Consider the following 4,351-nt stretch of genomic DNA (forward strand, 5'->3'; position numbering starts at 1 on the left):
TTCAGCGCGCTGCCGAAGCGCTGGATCAGGGTCACCGCACCGCATTGCGCCGTATCCCGCGGCACGCCGGCCTGATCGGCAAGCCAACCGGCGATCACACGATGCACGATGCCCAGCACCGGGCCGATCGCCTCAGGCTTGCTGGCGAACAGGAAGCGCAACGGGTAGATGGCCCTGAATCTCGCGCACCGACATGCCGCGGGCATACATCGAGATGATCCGGTCGTCAAAGCCGGCAAACCGGCGCTCATGCTTCGGGATCAGCTGCGGTTCGAAGCTGCCGGCCCGGTCGCGGGGCACCTCGATCCGCAGCGGCCCGCCGTCGGTCAGCACGGTCTTGCCGCTGCGGCCGTTGCGATGGTTCCCGCAGCCGCCCTCGGGGCTGGCCAAGTGCACGCCCAGCTCAGCCCCCAAGGCGCGCTCGATCACGGCCTTCTTCAGCTTCTGGAACACGGCCTCGACGCCGGCGGCGTCCATCGGTCCGGGGATCAGCTTCTCAAGCAGCTCGTCGGGAAGAATGGCGTCCGGCTTCGCGACAGCGGGGTTCTTCTTGCGTGGCATGGGGGCTCCTGGAAGTCGTCATGGTAGGCCCCTCACACAAAAATCCTGACACCCTCAAGGGATGCGGTCACTCTCGCTCATTTCCAGTAAAATGCTGATTTGTTCAGCGTGTCCTTAAATCCGTATACCCCATGGGAGGAGGAGGCCGATGTACGATTACATCATTGTCGGCGCGGGTTCGGCGGGCTGTGTGCTGGCGAACCGGCTCAGCGCGGATCCGAGCGTGCGGGTGTGTCTGATCGAGGCGGGGCCCAAGGACAAGTCCCCGCTCATCCACTCGCCGATCGGCATCCTGTCGCTGATGTGGAGCCGCAAGCTGAACTGGCGCTACTACACCGAGCCACAGCCCCATCTCGACAATCGCCGCCTCTATTGGCCGCGCGGCAAGACCCTGGGCGGCTCGAGCTCCACCAACGCGATGATCTACACCCGCGGTCACCGCTGGGACTACGACCACTGGGCCGAGCTGGGCAACCGGGGGTGGAGCTACGAGGAGCTGCTGCCCTACTTCCGCAAGGCCGAGAACCGCGAGGCCGGGGGCGACGAATACCACGGCACCGGCGGGCCGCTCAACGTCGCCCGCTTGCGCAAGCCCAACGAGCTCTCCAAGGCCTTCGTCGAGGCGGGGGTGCAGGCCGGCTATCCCCGCAACGACGACTTCAACGGTCCCGAGCAGGAGGGGGTGGGCCTCTACGAGGTCACCCAGAAGAACGGCCGGCGCTGGAGCGCGGCGCAGGCCTACCTGCGCGAGGCCGAGAGCCGTCCCAATCTGGATATCGTCACCGACGCGCTGGTCACGCGGATCCTGCTCGAGGGCAGGCGCGCGGTGGGGGTCGAGCTCCGGCGTCGCGGGGTCCGGCAGACCCTGCGCGCCGCCGCCGAGGTGATCGTCTCGGGGGGCGCCATCAACTCGCCGCAGCTCCTGATGCTCTCCGGCATCGGGCCGGCCGAGGAGCTGCGGCGGCACGGCATCGAGGTCCGGCATTCGCTGCCGGGGGTCGGCCGCAACCTCCAGGATCACCTCGATGTCATGATCGTGCACAAGTGCCGCAAGGCGGTCTCGTACGGGTTCGCCCTGGATTCCCTGTACAAGGGGGTCTTCGCGCTGTTCGAGTACCTGCGCAAGCGCCAGGGCATGTTCGCCACCAACGGCGCCGAGGCCGGCGGTTTCGTGCGCAGCGGCGACGACCAGGCCATACCCGATCTGCAGTTCCACCTCACGGCGATGCGCCTCGACAACCACGGCCTGAACCTGCCCTTCCTCTTCGGCCACGGCTATTCGCTGCACATCTGCGAGCTCCGCCCGAAGAGCCGGGGCTACATCTCGCTCAATAGCGCCGACCCGGCCGAGCCGGCGCACATCCAGCCCAACTACCTCGAGGCGCCGGAGGACATGGAGAAGATGGTGCGCGCGGTCAAGGTCGGGCGGGCGGTGCTCGCTCAGCCGGCCTTCGATCCCTACCGCGGGGCGGAGATCTTCCCCGGCGAACGGGTCCGGAGCGACGACGAGATCCGGGATTTCGTGCGCCGGAAGGCGAACACCATTTACCACCCCGTGGGGACGTGCAAGATGGGACAGGACGACTCGGCCGTGGTCGACGAGCGCCTGCGGGTGCGCGGAATGGAGGGTTTGCGCGTCATCGACGCCTCCATCATGCCCACGCTCGTCGGCGGCAACACCAACGCGCCCACCATCGCGATCGCCGAGAAGGGCGCGGAGATGATTCTCGAGGACCGCAAGCGCGGCCGGGAGCCGAGCGCGACCGTGGCGGTCGCGGCGGCCCAGTGAGGGAACCTGTGGATTGGCGGGAGGAACGACGATGAGCGTGACGGCGCTGAACGCCCAGCGGACGCGGTCCGAGATGGACCGCATGCAGGAGGTCTTCCAGAGCCAGCGGCGAGCCTTCGACCGCGATCCCATGCCGTCGGCCGAGGTTCGTCGCGAGAACCTTCGTCGGCTCAAGGCGGCGATCCTGCGCTATCAGGGGCGCCTGGCCGATGCCGTCAACGAAGACTTCGGCTGCCGTTCGCGCGACGAGACCATGCTCGCGGACATCATGCCGACGGTCAGCCAGATCAACTACCAGCTCAAGAACGTCCGGCGGTGGATGAAGCCCGAGCGGCGCCATGTCGGGGCCGCTTTCCAGCCGGCCAAGGCTTTCGTCCAGTACCAGCCCTTGGGGGTGGTGGGCATCATCGCGCCCTGGAACTACCCGATCCAGCTGGTGCTGGAGCCGCTCGCGACCGCGCTGGCCGCGGGCAACCGGGCGATGATCAAGGTGTCCGAGTTCACCCCGGCCACCAACAAGACCCTCGAGGCCATGCTGGGCGAGGTCTTCCCCGAGGATCACGTCGCCATGGTGCATGGCGAGGCGGAGGTGGCGCAGGCCTTCACGCGCCTGCCCTTCGATCACCTGCTCTTCACCGGCTCGACGGCGGTGGGGCGGCAGGTGATGCGCGCCGCCGCCGAGCACCTCACCCCCGTCACCCTCGAGCTCGGCGGCAAGTCGCCGGCGATCGTCTCGGACACGGTCCCGCTCGATCACGCGGCCGAGCGCATCGCCTTCGGCAAGGCGCTCAACGCCGGGCAGACCTGCATCGCCCCGGACTACGTGCTCTGTCCCGCGGACCGGGTGGACGGGTTCGTCGAGGCCTTCCAGCGCCGGGTCTCGCGCATGTACCCAACGCTGCGCGACAACCCGGACTTCACCGCCATCGTCAACGACCGGCAGTACGAGCGTCTGACGAGGTATCTGCGCGACGCGCGCGAGAAGGGGGCGCGTATCGTCGAGATCAACCCCGCCTCCGAGAAACTGGAGGACGTGCGCAAGCTGCCGCTCACGCTGCTGCTCGACACCACGGAAGACATGCTGGTGCGACAGGAGGAGATCTTCGGGCCGCTGCTGCCCGTGGTGCCCTACGACAGTCTCGACGAGGCGCTCGAGTACGTGCGGCGCAATCCGCGCCCCTTGGCCCTGTACTACTTCGATTACGACAAGCAGCGGCAACGGCGGGTGCTCGAGCAGACGCACGCGGGCGGTGTCTCCATCAACGATACGCTCTCGCACATTGCCCAGGACGACCTGCCCTTCGGCGGCATCGGCCCGTCGGGTATCGGTCGCTATCACGGCAAGGAGGGTTTCCTGACCTTCTCGCACGCCAAGAGCGTGTACGTGAAGCCGCGCTTCAACGGCGCGCGCTTCGCTTATCCGCCGTACGGTCTCGTCAACAAGCTGATCTATCGGCTCTTCATCCGCTAGGCCCCGCGGTGTCCGCCCTGAAACCGGGGCGGACGTCCCTTCCTATCGCTCCCGTTCGAAAACGCGCCGGCGCGCTCGCCGGGCGCCGCTCGCGATCGTTGCCGCCTGGATGGGCATGGAATGCACCGGCGGTCCCGTTCGCGAGGGTTGGTTTTGTGATAATTGCCCGAAAATTTTGTGAAGTATTTAGCTGCGCGCGCCGAAACGTTCGTTCTTTCGGACTCCTCCGAGTTCGGTTGTTTTGATATCGGCAAAGAAGGCGGTTCGATCGGTCCGTGCGGCGCGCTGGCGAGCACGAGCGGCGAGGGAAAAGAAAAGCCCGCGGGGAGACGCGGGCTCAAACGGGTTGTGGGTATCAGAACAGAGAGGTATCCACGTGGGATAGGTTCTGATTGGCGGTCTTCCCGGACCGCCGGGGATAATTCTGGTCTGTATTCGACGAGAATGCAAACGAGAATTCCACGGATTGGCGGGCTCGCGTGCCGAGAATTTCCACCGGGTATAGGAAGTTCAACCGCCCTTTTTTGCGA

Annotated in this window: 2 protein-coding genes and 2 pseudogenes; 2 read left to right on the top strand and 2 right to left on the bottom strand. The window is 66.5% G+C overall.

Annotated elements, in window-relative coordinates:
• Together Tfont_RS14915 and Tfont_RS14175 are read right to left on the bottom strand one after the other, a co-directional pair.
• Positions 1–167 (bottom strand): annotated as a pseudogene (locus Tfont_RS14915) (IS91 family transposase); the annotation flags it as partial.
• Positions 166–561, bottom strand: a pseudogene (locus tag Tfont_RS14175) (transposase); the annotation flags it as partial. The pseudogenes Tfont_RS14915 and Tfont_RS14175, both read right to left, overlap by 2 nt.
• A 148-nt stretch (positions 562–709) precedes the next feature.
• On the opposite strand from Tfont_RS14175, the gene Tfont_RS14180 reads away from it, so the two are divergent.
• Positions 710–2,350 (top strand): GMC family oxidoreductase, encoded by a 1,641-nt coding sequence (locus tag Tfont_RS14180; protein ID WP_143969916.1) that lies wholly within the window; start codon positions 710–712, stop codon positions 2,348–2,350.
• Positions 2,351–2,423: 73 nt separating this feature from the next.
• Entirely contained in the window at positions 2,424–3,821 is a 1,398-nt protein-coding gene (locus Tfont_RS14185; protein WP_198410697.1) for a coniferyl aldehyde dehydrogenase, read from the top strand.
• Positions 3,822–4,351 lie beyond the last annotated feature (530 nt).

The sequence above is a fragment of the Tepidimonas fonticaldi genome (assembly GCF_007556755.1).
Lineage (GTDB): Bacteria > Pseudomonadota > Gammaproteobacteria > Burkholderiales > Burkholderiaceae_C > Tepidimonas > Tepidimonas fonticaldi.